Origin of the sequence: Corynebacterium sp. A21 (assembly GCF_052266655.1) — a bacterium.
Classification (GTDB): domain Bacteria; phylum Actinomycetota; class Actinomycetes; order Mycobacteriales; family Mycobacteriaceae; genus Corynebacterium.
Map to the genome: position 1 here is coordinate 1 of NZ_JBQPQY010000014.1, position 19,080 is coordinate 19,080.

16 protein-coding genes and 1 tRNA gene are annotated in these 19,080 nt (G+C 57.6%); 4 read left to right on the top strand and 13 right to left on the bottom strand.

Going from position 1 to position 19,080, the window contains the following annotated elements; all coding sequences use genetic code 11:
- Positions 1-383: 383 nt before the first annotated feature.
- Positions 384-881: a MarR family winged helix-turn-helix transcriptional regulator gene (locus ACTU46_RS14150; RefSeq protein WP_443382893.1), complete on the bottom strand. Its 498-nt coding sequence runs from the start codon at positions 879-881 to the stop codon at positions 384-386.
- Positions 882-1,045: 164 nt separating this feature from the next.
- Between ACTU46_RS14150 and ACTU46_RS14155 the strand changes: the two genes are divergently transcribed.
- Entirely contained in the window at positions 1,046-2,113 is a 1,068-nt protein-coding gene (locus ACTU46_RS14155; RefSeq protein ID WP_443382896.1) for a substrate-binding domain-containing protein, read from the top strand.
- On the opposite strand, the gene ACTU46_RS14160 is transcribed toward ACTU46_RS14155, so the two are convergent.
- The 7 genes from ACTU46_RS14160 to ACTU46_RS14190 form a co-directional block, all read right to left on the bottom strand.
- On the bottom strand, positions 2,106-3,293 hold the full coding sequence (locus ACTU46_RS14160; RefSeq protein WP_443382899.1) for an SLC13 family permease: 1,188 nt from the start codon (positions 3,291-3,293) through the stop codon (positions 2,106-2,108). The two genes, ACTU46_RS14155 and ACTU46_RS14160, sit on opposite strands and share 8 nt — an antisense overlap.
- A 13-nt stretch (positions 3,294-3,306) precedes the next feature.
- Positions 3,307-3,966, bottom strand: coding sequence for an AmiS/UreI family transporter (locus ACTU46_RS14165; RefSeq protein ID WP_443382902.1), 660 nt, complete (start codon positions 3,964-3,966; stop codon positions 3,307-3,309).
- Positions 3,967-4,064: 98 nt separating this feature from the next.
- Positions 4,065-5,492, bottom strand: coding sequence for an amidase (locus ACTU46_RS14170; protein ID WP_443382905.1), 1,428 nt, complete (start codon positions 5,490-5,492; stop codon positions 4,065-4,067).
- On the bottom strand, positions 5,485-5,667 hold the full coding sequence (locus tag ACTU46_RS14175; protein WP_443382908.1) for a hypothetical protein: 183 nt from the start codon (positions 5,665-5,667) through the stop codon (positions 5,485-5,487). The genes ACTU46_RS14170 and ACTU46_RS14175 overlap by 8 nt, the downstream gene beginning before the upstream one ends.
- Positions 5,668-6,243: 576 nt before the next feature.
- Complete coding sequence (locus tag ACTU46_RS14180; protein ID WP_443382911.1) at positions 6,244-6,897, bottom strand: hypothetical protein; 654 nt, start codon at positions 6,895-6,897, stop codon at positions 6,244-6,246.
- A 133-nt stretch (positions 6,898-7,030) separates the two neighbouring features.
- Positions 7,031-7,750 (bottom strand): AAA family ATPase, encoded by a 720-nt coding sequence (locus ACTU46_RS14185; RefSeq protein ID WP_443383042.1) that lies wholly within the window; start codon positions 7,748-7,750, stop codon positions 7,031-7,033.
- 8 nt (positions 7,751-7,758) lie between these two features.
- Complete coding sequence (locus ACTU46_RS14190) at positions 7,759-8,502, bottom strand: AAA family ATPase (protein ID WP_443382914.1); 744 nt, start codon at positions 8,500-8,502, stop codon at positions 7,759-7,761.
- Between the two features lie 144 nt (positions 8,503-8,646).
- Between ACTU46_RS14190 and ACTU46_RS14195 the strand changes: the two genes are divergently transcribed.
- Positions 8,647-9,897: a YibE/F family protein gene (locus tag ACTU46_RS14195; protein WP_443383045.1), complete on the top strand. Its 1,251-nt coding sequence runs from the start codon at positions 8,647-8,649 to the stop codon at positions 9,895-9,897.
- A 28-nt stretch (positions 9,898-9,925) separates the two neighbouring features.
- Here ACTU46_RS14195 and ACTU46_RS14200 read toward each other — a convergent pair whose 3' ends face one another.
- Both ACTU46_RS14200 and dcd read right to left on the bottom strand, forming a co-directional pair.
- On the bottom strand, positions 9,926-11,497 hold the full coding sequence (locus ACTU46_RS14200) for a bifunctional metallophosphatase/5'-nucleotidase (RefSeq protein ID WP_443382917.1): 1,572 nt from the start codon (positions 11,495-11,497) through the stop codon (positions 9,926-9,928).
- A 312-nt stretch (positions 11,498-11,809) separates the two neighbouring features.
- A complete protein-coding gene (dcd, locus tag ACTU46_RS14205; protein ID WP_443382919.1) occupies positions 11,810-12,376 on the bottom strand; it encodes a dCTP deaminase in 567 nt (188 codons plus the stop codon).
- A 104-nt stretch (positions 12,377-12,480) separates the two neighbouring features.
- Here dcd and ACTU46_RS14210 point away from each other — a divergent pair.
- A tRNA-Gly gene (locus ACTU46_RS14210) sits at positions 12,481-12,554 on the top strand.
- A 159-nt stretch (positions 12,555-12,713) separates the two neighbouring features.
- Here the strand turns inward: ACTU46_RS14210 and wecB are convergent.
- Positions 12,714-13,874 (bottom strand): non-hydrolyzing UDP-N-acetylglucosamine 2-epimerase, encoded by a 1,161-nt coding sequence (gene wecB / locus ACTU46_RS14215; protein ID WP_443382922.1) that lies wholly within the window; start codon positions 13,872-13,874, stop codon positions 12,714-12,716.
- Positions 13,875-14,274: 400 nt separating this feature from the next.
- Between wecB and wecC the strand changes: the two genes are divergently transcribed.
- Positions 14,275-15,528 (top strand): UDP-N-acetyl-D-mannosamine dehydrogenase, encoded by a 1,254-nt coding sequence (wecC, locus tag ACTU46_RS14220; protein ID WP_443382924.1) that lies wholly within the window; start codon positions 14,275-14,277, stop codon positions 15,526-15,528.
- Between the two features lie 594 nt (positions 15,529-16,122).
- Here the strand turns inward: wecC and ACTU46_RS14225 are convergent.
- Positions 16,123-17,667 (bottom strand): glycosyltransferase family 4 protein, encoded by a 1,545-nt coding sequence (locus ACTU46_RS14225; RefSeq protein WP_443382926.1) that lies wholly within the window; start codon positions 17,665-17,667, stop codon positions 16,123-16,125.
- Positions 17,664-18,965 carry a glycosyltransferase family 4 protein gene (locus ACTU46_RS14230; protein ID WP_443382929.1) on the bottom strand — a complete coding sequence of 434 codons (1,302 nt, stop codon included), beginning with the start codon at positions 18,963-18,965 and terminating at the stop codon, positions 17,664-17,666. The genes ACTU46_RS14225 and ACTU46_RS14230 overlap by 4 nt, the downstream gene beginning before the upstream one ends.
- Positions 18,966-19,080: the final 115 nt, after the last annotated feature.

Here is a 19,080-nt window from a genome sequence, read left to right on the forward strand (position 1 = left end):
CGCAGCCTCAGGTCCCTGACCTGAGGCTTTGTGCTTATCGACGCTGCGCCCAGCAGCCCCCGGAAATACCGGTCTCTCGTCCGTTCTGCCAGCTTAGAAGTTCATCCGCGATCTACCAGACGAAGCGTCAACCTCCGCTGTTGGCCAAATAGTGAGAGCCAATAACCAGCACTTAAGCCAGCGAAGTCTCGGAAAACACATCTCCCGCGCCGCCAAGCTATCGGGGGACTAGATGCCGGTTCTGCAGGCAAGAAACCGATCAGGCCTCGAGGATCAGGACTGCGGATGTTGATTGGAACATTCGGAGGCGAGTGAGTGTCAAGGCGCCACGGCCCGCTCTCAGTGCCGGATCAGCGCCCACGATCACACCGGCCAAAGTAGTCCTACCTCCCAGCTGCAGGATCCACAGTCACTGTCTGGAACGCTCCCAGCAGCTCAATTAGTGCCGACCGGTTGATATCCGAGCTTCCTATGAGCTCTTCGACAGAGAGTTCCAAGGTGCCGAGATGATTCTGGATACTGCGGTGAGCCGCTTTTCCCTGCTCACTGATAAACACCTCGACCTTGCGCCGGTCCGTCTGGCTTGCCTCCCGGTACACCAGGGAATTGGTGACGAGCTTGTCGACGGCACGCGTCAGGGATGCGCCAGAGCATCCTGAGGCGGCAGATATCTGCGACATGGAGCTTCCGTTGTTGTGCTCAATGCTGTCAAGAACCATCCACTCATCCAGCGTGAAACCCTGCCGAGAGACACACTCCGCCACCATCGCGGAAAAAACCTTGGTAGTGTGCACAAGTACCGTGACCAAGGACTCACTACCAGGGGACGATGTGATGTAATTAACCGTGGCGAGGTCTCGATGGCTCTCTGAGATGGTCATCGGCAGGGGCTCCTTCGGTCGCCAACCTTATGGCTTGGTCCCTCATTCTACTTCACGGACTCTTTTTAAACACCAGGGTTCAGGATTCTCAATAAGTCCCTGTCCCTCTCTTCGTGGTAGGTAGCCTATTTCCACGAGATTAACAGCGAGGAGGTTCCATCCCCATGAGCGGTGACTCCTATCGGATCGGCATGCTTGTTCCCTTCCAGGGCCCCGGAGGAATCTTCGGCCCCTCCTGTGTCGCAGTGTCTGAACAGGCCAAAAATGAAGTCAACCAGCATTGGGGCATTGGTGGCCGTCTCGTGGAACTGGTGTACATAGATGCCGGCCAAAGGCCCGAAAAGATCGTCGCTGAGGTGGCACAGCTCTTGGAAAGCGGCCGCCTCGACGCGGTGACCGGGTGGCACATCTCATCGATTCGCAAACTATTGGTCCCGGTATTACGCAACCGCATCCCTTATGTCTACACATCCTTATCGGAAGGGGATGCCCCAACCCCCGGGGTCTATCTCATTGGTGAGAATCCCGAGCAACAGATCTTCCCCGCTTTGAAGTGGATGCGCGAACACCTCGGTCATCGCAGGTGGCATGTTATTGGGGCCAGCTATATCTGGCCAGTTAAGTCATTGGAGAAAACCGCTCTCGCCGCAGGGGATCTCGGTCTGGAGATTGTCGGCAGCACCCTCGTGAAGATGGGCCAGGGCTCGGATCCGTTACTTCCCCACGCCGTGGCCGCCAGCGGATGCGATGCGGTACTGATTCTCCTCGTTGGCCAGGACGCGGTGGATTTCAACCGGAGTTTCGCAGCGGCCGGACTACACCAGTCAATTGCACGCTACAGCCCGCTGATGGAGGAAAATATGCTCCTGGCCAGCGGGCCGGAGGCGACAGACAACCTCTACTCCTCTGCGTCATATTTCCGGACGCTGACCAGTCCGGCTGCTTTGGATTTCCTGGGCCGCTACGTCGCCACACAGGGAGTTAATCCACCCGCACTCAATAATATGGCACAGTCCTGCTACCAGGGGATCTATACCCTCGCGGAGCTTTCCAAGCACACCCAAAGCACAGATATCGCTGATTTCAATCGCAACATCGACGACCTGGTATTTGACAGCCCCCGCGGGTCGGTGATGTTCCGCAATAACCAGGCAATCCAGTCGGTGAATATCGCGCGGGCAGATGGTGTGGATTTCGATGTCCTCGGCACGTTGAAGCCAACATTTAAATGACCTGGATAGCCAGGGCCGCTGTCGGCAGGAGCAGCGCGAACGGGGTCAGGACAACGCCCAGCATCATATAGGTGCGCCACCGGAACACCACCCCGGCCCTGACCAGCTGGTCGTGCCATAGCAGTGTGGCCAGCGACGCCCAGGGGGTGATCAGCGGGCCGGCGTTGACGCCGATGAGCAGCGCCAGATACCCCGTGGATGTGTTGACCGCAGGTTCCAGTGCTAAAAATGCCGGGATGTTGTTGATGAGATTACTGGCCAGAGCACCCGCTGCCGCAATCGCGAATAGCCCCGCAGAAGACTGTTCCGCCGCCCCCAATAAGGCACGGATCGTCTCCGCCCCGCCGAGGGAATTTACGGCCGTGGCCACCGTAGATAGCGCGGTGGCCAGGAGCAGGGAAGGCCAGGGGACCAGTGAGAAGGAGATCAGGTCACGGCGCATCACTGCACTGAGGCTAAACAGCACCACCGCAGCCACGGTGCTGGATATCCAGTACGGGATGGGCGAGGCTAATGCCGGAAGAAGCATCCCCAACGTGATCAGGGCAGCGAGAAGAAGAGGGTCACCGGGCATCCTTGCCGGTGACGGACGCAGCGTTCTCTCCGATTCAACCGGTGACCGGGCATAGACCGCCCAGGAAGCGACAACGACGACCGCGATGGCCACCAGCCCAGGAAGAAGTGCCTGGCTAATGTAGTCCGTTGCCGTGGAAAAACCCTGGCCACTTAACGCCAGCAGGTTCGTCAGGTTCGATACCGGAAGCGGCAGTGAGGCGATATTGGCAATCCACACGACGGCGAGTGAGACCGCCATAAGATTAAGACCGTTGCGCTTAGCCACCGCTACTGCCAACGGAGTAAGCAAAATAGCTGTCGTGTCCAGGGAGAGAAACACTGTGACGATGATGCTCAGCAGGATCAGTCCTGCCCACAGTGCATGTTGGCGCATGCTCGCTGACGCTGGGGCGACATGTTCCAGCATCTGGGTGACCACATCGAACACACCGATCTGGGCGGCAATATTGACCACCACTGACATGCCGATGACGAAGACGAAGATCGGCACCAGCCGGCTGGCAAGCGTGGCAGCCTCGGACAGATCAGTAGCCAGGAGGAGCACGGCGCCCGCGAGGGTTGATCCGAGAGCCAGGATATTTAGTTTCCCGCCTAGGACACCCATGATTCCCCTGACATCACAGGGCAGGCACAGACATCTTTGTGCTCTGAGGCACTGCTGCAGCAGTTGTTTTTCTGCGGAGAGGTGCTGCTACGGCCACATAAATATAGATAATAATGCTCACAATCTGCACGATGCCGACCACAGTGATGGATGTCGATGACCACGAGCCGTGAATCATCAACAAGCCAGGTATCGATGCAGTAGTCACCGAGTGAATGATCGCAAGTAGCCCGGCAGCATCGCTCAGCTGTTGCACCCCAGTAATCAGTGCCAGGAAGAATGAGAAGAACAGCACAGTCCAAGCCACCCAGAGCCACGCTATGGGTGAATTGCTGCCGTCAGCAAAGTTGACTACAGCCAAGACTGCTGCGATCACTGCTGCCCATCCGCAGTACCATCCCAAGGCGGTACCGGTGCCACCGAACAGGGAATTAGCGCCGACAGTCAGATAGGTGAATCCAAACAGCGTGTATCCGACAGCGGCGAAGCCTGCCGCTCGGTAGTCAGGTGAGGTGGGAGACACTGCGGTGAGATGCAGAATTGCAGCGAACACGAGGAGGAAACCGGTCAGGAGATTGATCGGGATTGCGGCTTTGGCATCGATACAGCCCAGAAAGACGAGTCCATTGACCAAAAGCACGGCCCCCACAAAGAGGAGAGCGAGACTAGCCATGATGTTGCTCCGATACTTCCGTGGAGTGAGCGGGAATAAACCCCGGGGGCTGGCAGCACCGGCCCCCGGGGTGTTGGATCGAGACGAGAGATGGGTGCTTACTGTGCCGGAACAGTGGCGCCGATAGGTGCGCGGCGCCCCTCCATCGGGTTGCCCGCTTCAATCTGTGAACCGACCTTGAGCACAGTCGCTTCATCGAAGGCTCTGCCGATGATCTGCAGGCCGACGGGGAGCCCGTCGTTGAGACCAACCGGAACTGTTAGCGCGGGCAGACCGGTGAGGTTGCTCGGGCCAGTGAACCGGATGAAGCTGTCGATCAGATCAACGGCGGTGCCGTTGAGGTCGGCGACCGGGGATCCAATATCGGGGGCCATCACCGGCAGGGTCGGGGCAATGATGACATCTACGTCTTGCAGGGCCGCGTTAAATTCTTGCTTGATCTGGCGGCGGACCTGCTGTGCCTGCAGGAAATCGACAGAGGAGAAGAGCTCTCCCAGCTCGAATAGGAACCTAATGTCGTTCCCGAAGTCATCCGGCCGATTCTGCAGGTCAGTGTGGTGAATGGCAGATGCCTCGGACAGGCTGGTGGCCAGCTCCGTCCACTCCGAATATGCCAGGCTCGGGATAGAGACTGTCTTAAGCCGTGCTCCCCGACTGACCAGGTCTTCAATCTGCTTGCGTACGAGTTGTTCGATCGGTGAATCGACATCCTTGAAGAAGTAATCCTCTTCCACACCGATGACCAGGCCCTTGGGATCTCCCCCAAGGTTGGAGGAGTAGTCATTGACGGGGACATTGACTGAGGTCGGGTCCCGATAGTCGTACCCTGCGATCGCTTGGAGTGTCGCGGCGGCATCCGCGACGCTCTTCGACATTGGGCCGATGTGGTCCAGACTCCAAGCCAGCGGGAAGCAACCGTACTTGGCGACACGGCCATGGGTGGGCTTGAGGCCTACCAGCCCACATGCGGCAGAAGGAATACGGATGGAGCCGGCGGTATCGGTACCCAGCGAGGTGAAGGTCATGTCTGCTGCCACTGCAGCTCCCGAACCGCCACTGGACCCACCGGGCACCTTGTCAAGGTTCCACGGGTTATGGACGGCACCGAAGTGCGGGCTGTTGTTGTCGATACCCCATGCATATTCATGCATGTTTAGCTTGCCAGTCAGAACCACACCGGCTTCACGGAGCTTTTTCACCACAGAAGCATCATCCTGGGAAACAAAGTCACCGTGGATCTTGGAAGCCATGGTGGTGACTTCACCGCCGACGTAGATATTGTCCTTGATCGCCATGGGGATACCGTGGAGGGGACCACGGTAGTTGCCATTCGCGATTTCCTCCTCAGCGACCTTAGCCTCTGCCAGTGCCGATTCGTCCCGGAAACTGATATAAGCATTGACGGTGTCATTGAGCTCATGTGCATGATCGAGCAGACTCTGCGTCAGCTCCACCGGTGAAACTTCCTTGCTCTCGATCAGGCCGGCAACCTCAGTCGCGGTTTTGTGCAGAAGTTCCCTAGACAAGGTGATCACCTCCGGGGATGTTACGCAGAGCAATATCTGCGTCATCTAGGTTCATATTCTCCAGGCCATCCTTGAGTTCCTGGATCTGAGCCCACTTCGCCTCGATTTTCACCAGATGCTCCTCAGTGGGATGAATTCCCCTATCCGCAAGCACATCTTTGACCGAAATACTCATCAGCTTTCCCTTATCTTTTGAGACAGGAGGGCAGACCCCGCAGGTGCACTGCAGACCACCACAGGATTGTGTCCATATGAATTAGTTCCAAATGAACTATTTCCAACCATAGGTGATCTATGGCACATATTCAAGCATTTATGTTCTGCATCTCAATGATTCCCTCGCAGATTCCCTAAACAATGAGCACAAGAGCGTTGCCGCCCGTACCCTTTTCTGACTTCGACATCCGGAACGCTTTGCACATCTCAAGCAGCTGCAGACGGGGAGGAATCATCTGCGCAACATCCAAACTGCGACGGCTGGCTCGGCATCCACTGATCACCGCCAGGGCCTTGTTGCGCCCAGCCCATTCCCAGTTGACCCACTCATCCCCTGGCTGCCACCTTCACGAACTGGTTACGCCTGTCCGAAACCTCCTAGCCACGACCCTTCTGCCTTGGCCACCTGCCTATCCAGCCCTCGGAAACTTCACGGCCCAACTGCCAGCAGCAGGTCACGCAAACAAGCAGCCTCAGGTTCCATGAACCTGAGACTGCTTGCTTATCGACGCCCACCCGGGCCCGGCGATCAGCTCTAGGAAGGCTTCTCCCCGATCATGTACTCTTTGCCCTCAATGTAAGCACGGGTGAACTCAGGCTCACTACCATTCCAATTCACTCCGCCAAGGGTGAAATCAACCCAGCGAGCAGTGTAACCACCGGTAGCACAGTCCGGTACACAAGTTTTCGCTTTAAGGAGAGCTCGCCCCGACGCACCGTTGATATTCCAGGAATGCCAGGTGATCTGATCAAGAATCGAATGAGCATCGCCGCAGAAGAGGATGATTGCACCGGGATACACTTCCCCATCGGGCATGTAGCAGTTGTACAACACCGGAGTCGGCTGCACCACCGGCACCGGAGCAGGTGCCGGAGCCTGCTGTACCGGCGCCGGTCCCGGGATGATGCCCGGCAGCGGGTTCGGGATCAGACCCTGCTGCACGGCCCAGGCACCACCTGCGGCCGCAGCTCCCAGCACGCCGGCAACCACGATTCCATCGACCAGAAGATCGCTATCAGCGGAGGAGCCACTGCTCAGTGAACTTCCTGGCTCGTCTTCGAGCACCAGAGACTCACCTGCCACACTCTCTGCCATGGGCGGTTCAGGTAGTTCTTGCGCCCCCGCTGGGCTGACCAGCGCACTGATTCCGATGATGCCTGCACATGCACTGGCCAAGAATTTACGCACAGTATTCTCCCATGGTTTGTTCCGATAACTATCAGGAGATTCTAAACCTTGGAGCGGACATGTAAATGAGCACCGCAGCCAGATGCTCGAACACACCACCACACCGCACCCCCATCCAGCCCCAAAAACACCCTCACCCCTCCCCAGTCACCTCAACCATGAACTCGGCAATACCCACCGGATCAGCCAGGAAGTCCCGGAGTGCTCGATAGGCCGTGGTCTCGGCCACGTCCAGGCCCCGGCGGAATTTGCCTTCTGCGGTGAACTCCCAGATATCTGCGCCGGGCAGTGCCACCAGCACCGGCGAGTGGGTGGCGATGACCAGCTGTGCCCCTGCCGATGCCGCGCGGTGGAGCTCGGCAAGCAGCGTCATCTGACGGATCATCGAGAGGCCTGATTCCGGCTCGTCGAGGAGGTAAAGGCCGTTGCCGTGAAAGGATTCCTGCACCACCTGCATCACGGATTCCCCATGAGACATGTGGTGCAGGTCGGTCACTCCCGGCGCACTGGATCCGAATTCGGTGGCCACGTTGTAGTGGGATTCGGCGCGCAGGAAGTAGCCGTCCATGGCTCGGTTTCCCTTGGTCACGGTGGCGATGTTGCGCAGTGGATTTTTCCGGCTTTTCATCTCTGCGCCGAAGGGGCCACCGTAGTCATTGAAGTTGCAGCTCACCGCTATCCCTTCCAGCAGGGTGGACTTTCCTACCCCGTTTTCCCCGGTGATCAGGGTGATCGGCTGGTTGAAGGGAAGACTGCCGTGGGATTTCAACGCTTTGAAGGCCGGCACCTTGAACACCCAGTCAGGGGTCTGGAATCCAGGCCGCGGCGAGGCGTAGAGGTGGTAATCGTAGATGAAAGGCTTCACGCGTCCTCCCCCAAATCCACCACGCCATCCCCAATCAGGTACGCCGCAGTTCCCTCCGGATCGGCAACAAACTCTCGTGCCGCGCGCACCGCTTCGGCATCCTCAAAGTCCCGGCGAGAGATCCCCGCAGCACCTATCTCGAGGATGCCTGCTCCGGGTATAGCCATGAGTGCTGGCGAGTGGGTGGCCATGATGATCTGGGAGCCCTCGGCTGCCAGGTGGAAGAGTTTGCCCATGAGTTCCAGCTGGCGCAGGACAGAGAGTCCTGCTTCGGGCTCGTCGAGGAAGAACAGTCCGTCGGTGTGGAATCGTCGCTCGATCAGTGCCATCAGGGACTGTCCGTGGCTCATTTCCAGCAGGTCATCCATGCGTGGAACTCCCGGCGGTGTCACCAACCCGGCATAGTGCCCAGCCACGTTGTAGAAAGATTCACCCCGCAGGAAGAAGGCGTCCTTGGGGTTGCGGGAGCGGCTCAGCGTGATCCATTCCTGCAGCGAAGATACTGATCCACTTCCTCCAAAAAGAGTGTGCCGGGACCCGCCTTCCGGGTTGAGGCCCATCCCCACCGCCAGGGCTTCAATGAGGGTGGACTTTCCTACCCCGTTCTCCCCGGTGATCACCGTGATCGGAGATCTGAATTCCAGCGGTGTTGTGGCCAGAGCTCGCACCACGGACAATCTGGCGAGATAGGATTCCAGATTGTCGGGCGAAACTTCGAGGCGCGCGGCGTTAAGAAACACACTTCCAACTCTAGGTTCTTCTGTCCCGCGGAGCCGGCCTCATCCACCACAAACATCCACCACAGCACCATCCATCATCACCCCACCACAACAACCACAAATCAGCCACCACAACCAAGGAGATGACGTGGGCCGTCACGCGGTATCAGCACACCAAAAAACTCCGCCACATCAGGCAACTCCGCCGCACCACAGTCCACCCGCTGGCGGCGCATCCTCCTCGGATTCCTGATTCTCTGCGGCATCGCCACCATCTCCGGCGCCTTCCTGCTCTGGCCGCCGGCTGAGGAGCCGGTGGTCTCCCCGGAGTTCAGCAACACTTTCGCGCTGAACCATACCCAGGTCAACGGCGAGGTCACCTCGGTCACCCAGGGTGCCTGTCAGTCCGCGGCCACGGGCACAGCCTTCGAGGGCTCCCCCATGGCTTCCCTGGAGATACCTACCGAGACCTGCGACAATGCCCTGGTTCAGATCCAGAATGGTGAGAACGAGGGCAAGCACACCCTGCTGATCACCTATGGTCAGCCGGGCGAACCGGTCTTCCACGAAGGCGATGAGATCCGTCTCTCGGAGACCATGGGTGCCGATGCTTCGCTCACCTACAGTTTCACCGATTATCAGCGCGGCAATGCCCTGCTCATCTGGGGTCTGCTCATCGCCGCCGCGATCATCATCTTCGCTGCCCTGCGTGGTCTCCGCGCGCTGGTCGGTCTGGCGATCACGCTCGGGGTGCTCGGTATCTTCCTGCTCCCGGCGCTGGTCCACGGCGGCCCGGCACTGCCGCTAGCGGTGGTCGGCGGTTCCGCCATTCTTTTCCTGGTGGTGCTGCTGGTGCACGGCTTCAATTGGAAGTCCTGTTCCGCGCTCGCCGGCACGCTGATCTCGCTGGGTATCGCCGCGGTGCTGGCCTCCCTGGCGATCGATACCACCCGTCTCAGTGGCCTGGGTGATGAGTCGAATCTCCACATTCTGCTCTATCTGCCGGAGGTCTCGGTCACCGGTCTGATGCTCTGTGGTTTCATCATCGGCGCCCTCGGCGTGCTCAACGATGTCACCATCTCCCAGGCCTCCACCATCAATGAGCTCGCGGAGATCGAGCCCGATGCCTCCCCCACCCGACTCTTCCTCGCCGCGATGAAGGTCGGCCGCGACCATATTTCCTCGATGGTCTACACCCTGGTGCTCACCTACACCGGCGCCGCACTCCCCCTGTTGCTGCTCATCTCAGTCTCGGAGCGCCCGCTGTTGCAGACCCTGACCAGCGATATCGTGGCCACCGAGCTGCTGCGCTCCGGCATCGGCGCCCTGGCATTGACCCTCGCGGTCCCGATCACCACGCTCATCGCCGCCGTAGTGGTCCCCAACCGCACGCTGCTTCTCGACGCCGCGGCATAGGCAAAGCGCGCCGCTCCCCGGTCTGCGGCTACCGGCCGAAGATCTGCTGGAACAGCTGGGCCACCGAGCCCGCTACCGCACCAAACAGGTCGGCAATCGCCGCCACCAGTGAGGTGAGCGGGCCGGCGGAAGAGCCACTCGAGCCGCCCGCACCCGGCTGCTCGATGTCTTCACCAGTCAGCAGTGCCACGAAGGCATCCACATCGGTGACCATCTTGGTGGTCAGCAGCGTGTTATCCAGGAAGGCATCGGTGCCGTCGCCGCCTTCCTGCAGGAACTGGCTGATCGCCAGGGTGTAGGTCGCGTTCGGATCGAGTGCGCTGCCGTCTTCCATGGTCACGGAGGTCACGCGCTCACCGAAGGCGGCATCGGCCTCAAACTCGAAGCTCAGGCCAGCCACCCGGGGGAATCCATTGCCGCCGGCGGGGTTGGAGGCAATGCCCTGCTCCAGGCCGAGGAGGATCTCCTCGCCGGTGGCTTCCACCGCCACGGCTTTGTTACCGAAGGGAAGCACCGAGTAGGCATCACGCAGGGTGATGTCGCCGGCGGGGAGCTCAGTGCGGATGCCGCCACCGTTCTGCCACCCCAGCTGGGTGTCAAAGTGCCGGCGGTAGGAGTCCGCCACCATGATGCCGAGTTCTGCTCGGTCCAGAGCCACCTCGGTGTGGGCGATCACGCCACCCAGGCGATCATCCAGATCCTGGTAGTAGGCCTCGGAGCGCGCGGCCCAGGTGGGCTCTTCGGGAACGGTCTCATCCAGACGGATGACCGCCGGCTCGATGGTGGTCTCACCGGTGGCTCGGTCGGCGGTGATGTCCAGGTGGACCACCGCACCGTAGTCGGCGTCCGGCCCGACGATATAGCGGCCATCAGCGGTCTGGTGGACCTCGGTGGGCAGTGAGGCGCCGTTCTCCTCCCGCAGCGCCGCATCCAGCTCCGGCACGGCCTCCATCACGGCGATGGTGTTGACCCGGGAGACCTGGGTCAGCAGGATGATCGCGTCGACGTTCTCGCCCTGCAGCTTATCGACGCCCGCGCGGGCACTCCCGATGAGATCATTCTCCAGCACCTCCCGGGCCGCGGAGGTCCGGTCAAGGTCAGAGGTCAACGCGACAAAGCCCAACCGCACACCGGATTCCTGCACCGATACGGTGCCATCCGGACTGAAGGGCGAGCCGTCCGGGTTGACCAGGTTCGAGGAGATCCAGTCGTATTCAGCCAGCTCAACCATGTCGAGCGCATGCTCGGCACCATAATCGAAGTCGTGGTTGCCGAAGTTACCCACATCCACCCCGAGCTCATTGAAGGCCTCAACGAAGGGGGCACCCTTGTGGATGGCGTTGAAGGAGCTACCTCCTACCAGTTCGCCGCCCATCACCAGGGTCGGGTCGCCTTCCTGAGCTCGCAGCTGCTCGAGCACATGAGCCAGCCGGGCGATGCCGCCGAACTCCTCGCCACCCCTCTCGCGGGGTTCGAATTCCTTGAAGTCCTGGAAGTAGGCGATGTCGCCGTTGACCACATCAGTGGTCTGGGCATGCGCGGGTGCTGCCAACGCAGCGGTCACACAAAAAGCGGTGACGATGCTGAGACATTTCTTCATTCCGACAACATTAAATTCATAGCATGAATCAACAGCAAAGTTTCCGGGTCAAGTGAGGGAACTCCTGAGGAAATATGTCCCCCGCCAATCAAATGAGACCAACCGCAATATATCCAGGCCAGCCACTCTTGTCCGCCAACCTCGGGGAAGCTCATAGTGCCGCTGAAACTTCGACAATCACCTTCGCCATCCCCCAACCCTAAGCCGCTTATCGACGCCGCGGCATAAGCAAAGCGCGCAGCCCTCAGGCCGCGCGCTTCCTGTCATTCGACAGACAATGTCTCATAGAGACTGAACCCCAGGTTTTTCCAGCTAGTTCCGAAAGTTCAGGTACGCCCGGGAGGGAGTAGGACCACGCTGACCCTGGTACTTCGAGCCCAACTTTCCAGAACCATAGGGCACCTCAGCGGGAGAGGTCATATTGAAAAGTGCCAGCTGGCCGACCTTCATTCTCGGCCAGAGCATGATCGGCAGGTTCGCCACATTCGAAAGCTCGAGAGTGATGTGACCGGTGAAACCCGGATCAATGAAACCGGCGGTGGAGTGCGTGAGCAGCCCCAGGCGCCCCAGCGAGGACTTACCTTCCAGACGACCAGCCAGGTCGGCAGGCAGCGTGAACTTCTCCAGCGTCGAGCTGAGCACAAACTCACCCGGGTGAAGCACGAAGGGCTCATCCTCTTTAACCTCGACCAGGCTGGTCAGCTCATCCTGCTGCATCTTCGGATCGATGTGGGTGTACTTCGAGTTATTGAACACCCGGAAGAATCGATCCATGCGCACGTCAACGCTTGAGGGCTGCACCAGGGACTCATCATAGGGTTCGATTCCGAGATTCCCGGAGTCAATGGCGGCACGAATGTCACGATCTGAAAGAAGCACGTCCCCGAGTCTACGTCACCGCATTACAGACCCCGAGTTCCCATCTACATTCAGTGCGGGTGTAAAGTAGTTCTGTAGTTCCTCGGAGTACTCCGAATGACTGTGCCGATGTAGTTCAATGGTAGAACATCAGCTTCCCAAGCTGAATACGCGGGTTCGATTCCCGTCATCGGCTCCATACAGAATCCCTTCCAGTTTTTCCGGAAGGGATTCTTGCTGTTCACAGCTCGAATTGGAGCCAAAGAAGCCCCTGCCCTTCCCGAACTTTTCGGGAGGACAGGGGCCGCACTCATTGCGGAGAAGAAATCTAGGCGCTCTCCGATCTAGAGCTGAAAGCTCAGTGCTGCATTACCTTGGGGGAAAAATCCTCAGCGCGTTCGCCGACGCCAACGAGCTCTGCGATAGCTGCCACGGCACGCTCCGCAGCTCGACCATCACCATAAGGATTGACGGCATTGGCCATCTGGTCGTAGGCCTCCGGGCCATCCAGCAATGCAGATACTTCTTCGACGATCCGATCTTCACCGGTGCCGATCAGACGGACAGTTCCTGCAGTGACTGCTTCCGGACGCTCGGTGTTTTCCCGCATGACGAGCACCGGCTTACCTAGGCTAGGCGCCTCTTCCTGAACTCCGCCGGAGTCAGTCAGAACGATGTCTGCACGGCCCATCAGCTTAGTGAAACGGTCATAAGGAGCCGGTTCAGTAATCAGAATGTTGTTGCGCCCCTCAATCTCCGGGAAGACCGCAGCTCGAACCGCCGGATTGAGATGCGCCGGCAAGACCAGGAAGACTTCAGGATATTTCTCAGAGATCCGGCGCATTGCGCGGCCGATCGCGGCCATATCTTCCAGATTCTCACGACGGTGAGTGGTTACCAGAACCATTCGACGATCCTGAGCAATGAAGGACTTCAGCCGTTCATTCGTGAACTGGGTATCCCAGGAAACAGCCTCAAGGAGTGCATCAATCACGGTATTGCCGGTAACCACGACATCCTCGGCGGGAACAGCCTCACGCAGAAGATTATCTCTCGACATCTCGGTCGGAGCCAGGTGCAGAGAGGATACCTGGCCGATGAGCTTGCGGTTCGCTTCCTCCGGGAACGGAGAGTCCAGGTTTCCGGTGCGCAGACCAGCCTCTAGATGAACAACCTTGATCCGTCGGTTGAAGCCGGCGATAGCGGCGGCCATCGCGGTGGAGGTGTCGCCTTGGGAGATCACGACATCAGGTTGCTCTTTCTCGATGACCTCATCTAGGCCCTCGATCGCACGGGCAACAATGCCGTTCAATGACTGGCCCTGGCGCATGATGCTCAAGTCATAGTGCGGGGAGATTCCGAACATACCATTGACCTGGTCCAGCATCTCCCGGTGTTGGCCGGTCGAAACGACGACAGAATCCAGCCTCGGATCCGCTTCCAGAGCCTTAATGACGGGGGCAACCTTAATAGCCTCGGGGCGGGTGCCGTAGACGATCATGATCTTTGGGGTTGCCATCAATATCCTTCACAGTTCATAAATGGACTCACACTTCGCCAAGTGGGATTCAGTCCTGAGTACGTAAAATCAAATTCAATGGAACTAATTCTGTCCCATTAATAAAAATCTTTCAAAGACTAACACGGAAATTTATAGACACAACTCAATGGAAAGTAAGATTTTGATAATCAGTACCAACTGTAGAACTTCGCGCCTCAGCCAAAACCTGATCATTCCTCTACACACGCACTAGCTGAAATCCCTTAGATTCCCCTAAGTACACATCACAAACAATGCATTGGTAGCTTATAAGCAAAGAGTCTCACCCCATACGGCTGCTTTGAGGGTTCCCACAGAATCCACATGGATTGTAAACCCCGACCTTTAAGCTCGCCTACTAGCGGAAAGATGAGTTGGAATGAGTATCTATTCGGTCGCTTTTGTCGGCCTCGGTTATATCGGACTACCCACTGCTGTCGTCCTGGCAAACAGCGGCGTGGATGTCACAGGTGTGGATGTCAAGGCTGAAAATGTTGAGCGAATCAATAGGGGCGAAGTCACTATTGTTGAGCCGGGCTTGGAAGAAGGGCTCAAGGACGCTCTCGCATCCGGTAACTTCCGTGCCACCACGGACATGATCCACGCAGATGCATACATAGTTGCAGTTCCCACGCCCTTCACCGACGACTATCACGTCGATATGAAGTACATCTTCTCCGTTGCCGAGTCTATTGCTCCCAAACTTGAGGGCAACGAACTTGTGATCCTTGAGTCCACTTCGCCTCCGAAAACCACCCGACGCATGGCGGAGAGGATCCTCGAGCTTCGTCCCGATCTCATTGCTGATGGCGAGCCGAACCCAGACAACAAGCCAGTTATCTACTTTGCGCATTGCCCTGAGCGGATCCTTCCCGGCAACGCTATGAAAGAACTCATCACTAATGACCGAATCATTGGCGGTGAAACCGCAGAGGCAACCCGCCGAGCAACGGAGATCTACAGTTCCTTCTGCAAGAGCGAACTCCTTGCAACCGATGCTGTTACCGCTGAGATGGCAAAGCTGACAGAAAACTCTTTCCGCGATGTAAACATTGCATTCGCAAATGAACTCTCACTGATCTGCGACAATCTTGGAATCAATGTTTGGGAACTCATCGGGCTGGCTAACCACCACCCTCGAGTCAATATCCTCCAGCCAGGTCCTGGCGTCGGTGGACACTGTATTGCTGTCGACCCGTGGTTCATCGTCTCCTCCGATCCGACAAATTCACGTCTGATTCGTACCGCTCGAGAAGTTAATGATGGTAAGCCCGAATGGGTCATTGAGAAAGTCACCCAGGCAGTCAATGAAACTGGTGCTAAAAAGATCGCAGCGCTGGGACTCGCATTCAAAGCAAACATTGACGATCTCCGGGAATCTCCCGCATTGAGCATTACCCAGAAGCTTGCAGCGAAGTTCACTGACTGCGAAATCCTGGCTGTTGAGCCTAATGTATCTGAGCTTCCGGCCACGTTCGCGGGGGAAGGCAACGTTATGCTCACTGATTACACCGAAGCTATCGATACTGCAGACGTTATCGTGTTACTCGTCGACCACAACGAGTTCAAAACAGTCAGCGCTGCACAGCTCAAGGGCAAAGCAATTATCGACACAAAGGGATTGTGGGTCTGAGCCAACTCCGAAGGACGACTGCGAGCAACTTATTTTCTCTGGTGGCGAGATCCGAGACAGTTGCCGCAGTACCCTGCGTGCCATGACCACAACGGAATACATCGTCCTCTGCGGGATAGGCACATTTCTGCCGAAGCGGTGTCAGGGTCTCGGCAACGATCTTCATCGTGATAGGCCTGTGCGAGCTGACCGGAACAGGATGCATTAGCTAACCTCTGAATTCCAGTATCGTCATGTCCGTCACTCCATTTTCACACCGAAGTCATCTCCACGATTATCTGGGCGCTCGAGATCTTCAGATCCCAGTAAAGTGCTCCTCGCTAGTTACGCTAGCCCTGCTTGAATCGCCTTCGTCAGGGTCCGCGATAGCAGTTGCTCGTAGACACTGTCTGGAAGCATTCGAGAGGATGCCGGAGACATCCCCATACCCAATTTGCTAACATTACAAACCATTTGAGAATTAGCAACAAGCTAAATAAGCGGCTCCGATCAGACACAATCTCCGCACTTGAACCAGTGTTTAGAACTTTGCTGGTTTTCCCTAAATCCCCTTAACTATAATAGATTTAGAACAACGCCGAACCGTGCAATGTTTCAGCCCCGCAACGCCTCGTACGCTTCAAGATATCGCTGGGCATTAGCGTTCCATGTACGAGACGCCATCCAAGATTCACGAGTGATCTCGTCTTCAGCCGGTATCAATTGGTATCGGATTGCCTTAGCCAGGGCGTCTGGATCCTCAGCGGCGACATACTCCGCAAGCTCTCCGGTTACCTCACGTAATGCCGGCAGATCAGACGCAACTACGGGTACTCCCAGTGCCTGTGCCATCAGAGGTTTGATCGGAGTTACAGTCCGGCATACTGGGATATCTTTACGTGGAACTACAAAGACATCTAGTGCTGCGTACCATTTCCAGATCGTCTCCTGCGAACGACGTCCAGTGAAGATGACACGGCCATTTAACCCAAGGTTCTCGGCCAACTTCTCCAGGCCGGGCCTTGCGGTGCCTTCCCCGACGATCAAGACCTTCACGTCTGTGGGCAGAAATTTGAGAGACTCGATCAAGGTATTGAGCCCCTCATAATCAACTACAGAGGTAATTGTGCCGATGATGGGAGTATCTGGCAGACCCAGCTCACTACGAATAGCCGAGCGGTCGAACTGCCTGCCGATGATGTCCCCGTCAATTGCGTTGGGTACAACGTGGATCTTTGCGGTTTCAATTCCCCGGGAAACAAGTTCAGCTTTGGATACTTCACTCAGCGCGACCACTACAGAAGCTGCATACATACAGTGGTTTTCCTGGTTCCTGGCCAGCTTGAAGAACTCAGATTGCTTGGCACGCTCCGCGTCTTTATCAGGTTGCCGTGAAAGCCAGGTGCTCTCCAGCTCTCCGCGTACTTCATAGACCCAGGGAACCCCCAGTTCCGCAGCAGCACGCGAAGTGACGAGTGCGTTCTTGAAATCTGTGGTGGTGTGCAGGACCGTCGCCCTGAACTTTCTTGCCCGCTTCACAATCATTTTCACTGCCAAATCATCGCGATCCTGCAGACTGAGCGGATAGAACCACGGCAAGAGTCGTTCATAGCTGACGCCATCGATGTGCTGGGTCTCAGAGGCCGGAAGTTTGCCCACCAAAACCGGATAGGCCACCCTCGTCACAGCATGTACTTGTACTCCCGCTCCCTGGAGCGACTTCAACACGTTCTGGGAACGGACAGTGTAGCCGGAGTGAGTAAAGGGCTGGCTATTCGTAAGCACATGAAGCACCCGGATTTCGGCATCAAGAGCAATGAAACCAGTACCCGCCGGCGGCACCTCCTGCAGCTGTATCAGGCGCTCCCTGGTGCGCTGCGCCAGATGCTTCTCCGACCGGGAAGCTTTGTCGCCGAGAGATTCAATCAGCGTAATGCCTTCACTGAGTTCGCCCCTCTCAATCAGCTCTCGGGCCTCACTATGACTCGTGGAAACTCGAGCGAGCGCCCCGACCGGGACCTTGGACAATATACGGTTCTCAGAGGTCCGAACCCGCTCCGCCACCTTATTCAGAAAGCCAGCGGGGTCTTCGGTGGCAAGCCGAGTCGCGGCTGAAACCAGCAGCGAGAGATTTCGAAGGTCAAAAACAGGATTGATCATCGCTGTGCAGCTTTCTTCAGCAGTTCAAACAAGCGCGGCGGGACTACATTCTCTCGCTCATTGATCACCCATTCTGGGCCATCTCCGGTCACTGCCAATTTAGAACGATCCTGAGCCAAAGAAACCCAGAGATCGGCCAGTGCCTGCGGCTCCTCTGCCTCTACGACATCACCGGCACGACGCTTCCTGATGATCCCGGCGGTCTCGCCGTTGATTACACCCGAAATATGCAGCCGAGCTGACATCAGTTCATACGTCTTGGAGGGTACTGCCGAACGAAGCGGTTCCCAATCGGTGAGGTGCACCAGGGCAGTATCCGCCCAGTCGTAATACTCTTCGAGCTCATCGGCGGGCTGACGCTGCTCAAAAGTGGCCTCCACTCCCAGCTTCTTCGCTTCCGCCACCAGTGCGCTTCGGGTGGCGCCAGCTCCGACAAAACGGAGGTGGACCTTCACTCCCTGCTGCTGTGCCAGCTGGGCGGCCTCCAACGCATTTGCCAGATTCTGAGCTCTACCAAGGGTCCCGGCATAGAGCACGTTGAGCGCATCATCTGGGCCCTCTACTTTGCTCGGCGCCAGGTACTCCGTCTCCGAAGGAAAGACATTGCGCACCGTGATGATATCGGCCGCCCGGCTTTTGTCCTTCAACTGGGGACGATTGAGGAGGTCACGGCGGAGATGACTGGAGGTCACAATAAGTCCGGCAGCATCGCTGAGCACCCTCCCCATGGTGAACTTGGTTGCAGTGCTCACCAGCTGCAGTGGCCCCCGGGAGAGAATCTTTTCCCGCAGTGAGGTCCTACCGGTCCCTTTGTTCCAATCACCAGCCTGCCCCAGCAGGTCAGGCCAGTTGTCTCGCAGGTCGATCACATAGGGTGCGCGGAGAATCAACGAACTAAGGCGGGTGGTCAACGCAGTGGGAAGCGCCGGGACGGTGCCGATGATCAGATCAGGTTGGTAGCCCTTCAGTACACCAGGGCGTTTGAATACCACCCAGAGGGATCCAAGCGCCACGGTGGATTGGTTGAGCACTTTTTGGGTCAGCGAGGATCCTGCGGGCACGAAACCGCTCCGGATGATCCGTTCCCCAGATGGGCCAGATCCGACTTCCCGGTGTGAGGAGAACTTCCGTTCCCGCAACCATTCTTTGACACTCAAATTGCGCAGGTAATGCGGGGGCGGAGCAATGACGGTGACTTCATGGCCTGCCTCAACCAGCACCTTGGTCAACCAGGTCCAGCGTCGCTGCGGGACACCGTTCTCCGGATGCCAGTACTGGGAGAGGACGAGTATTTTCACCGTTGGGGCCTACATTCGATGGCTGGAGACATGACTGAAGCGCGTGGAAATCATTCACGCGCTGTATTAGAAATCAGGTTACCAGTCACAGCAAACTTTCAGGGTAGATCAGAGG

Coding starts and splice junctions, on each gene's coding strand:
- ACTU46_RS14150 (WP_443382893.1), bottom strand. CDS start 881: ATGACCATCTCAGAGAGCCATCGAGACCTCGCCACGGTTAATTACATC.
- ACTU46_RS14155 (WP_443382896.1), top strand. CDS start 1,046: ATGAGCGGTGACTCCTATCGGATCGGCATGCTTGTTCCCTTCCAGGGC.
- ACTU46_RS14160 (WP_443382899.1), bottom strand. CDS start 3,293: ATGGGTGTCCTAGGCGGGAAACTAAATATCCTGGCTCTCGGATCAACC.
- ACTU46_RS14165 (WP_443382902.1), bottom strand. CDS start 3,966: ATGGCTAGTCTCGCTCTCCTCTTTGTGGGGGCCGTGCTTTTGGTCAAT.
- ACTU46_RS14175 (WP_443382908.1), bottom strand. CDS start 5,667: ATGAGTATTTCGGTCAAAGATGTGCTTGCGGATAGGGGAATTCATCCC.
- ACTU46_RS14200 (WP_443382917.1), bottom strand. CDS start 11,497: ATGAAGAAATGTCTCAGCATCGTCACCGCTTTTTGTGTGACCGCTGCG.
- wecB (WP_443382922.1), bottom strand. CDS start 13,874: ATGGCAACCCCAAAGATCATGATCGTCTACGGCACCCGCCCCGAGGCT.
- wecC (WP_443382924.1), top strand. CDS start 14,275: ATGAGTATCTATTCGGTCGCTTTTGTCGGCCTCGGTTATATCGGACTA.
- ACTU46_RS14225 (WP_443382926.1), bottom strand. CDS start 17,667: ATGATCAATCCTGTTTTTGACCTTCGAAATCTCTCGCTGCTGGTTTCA.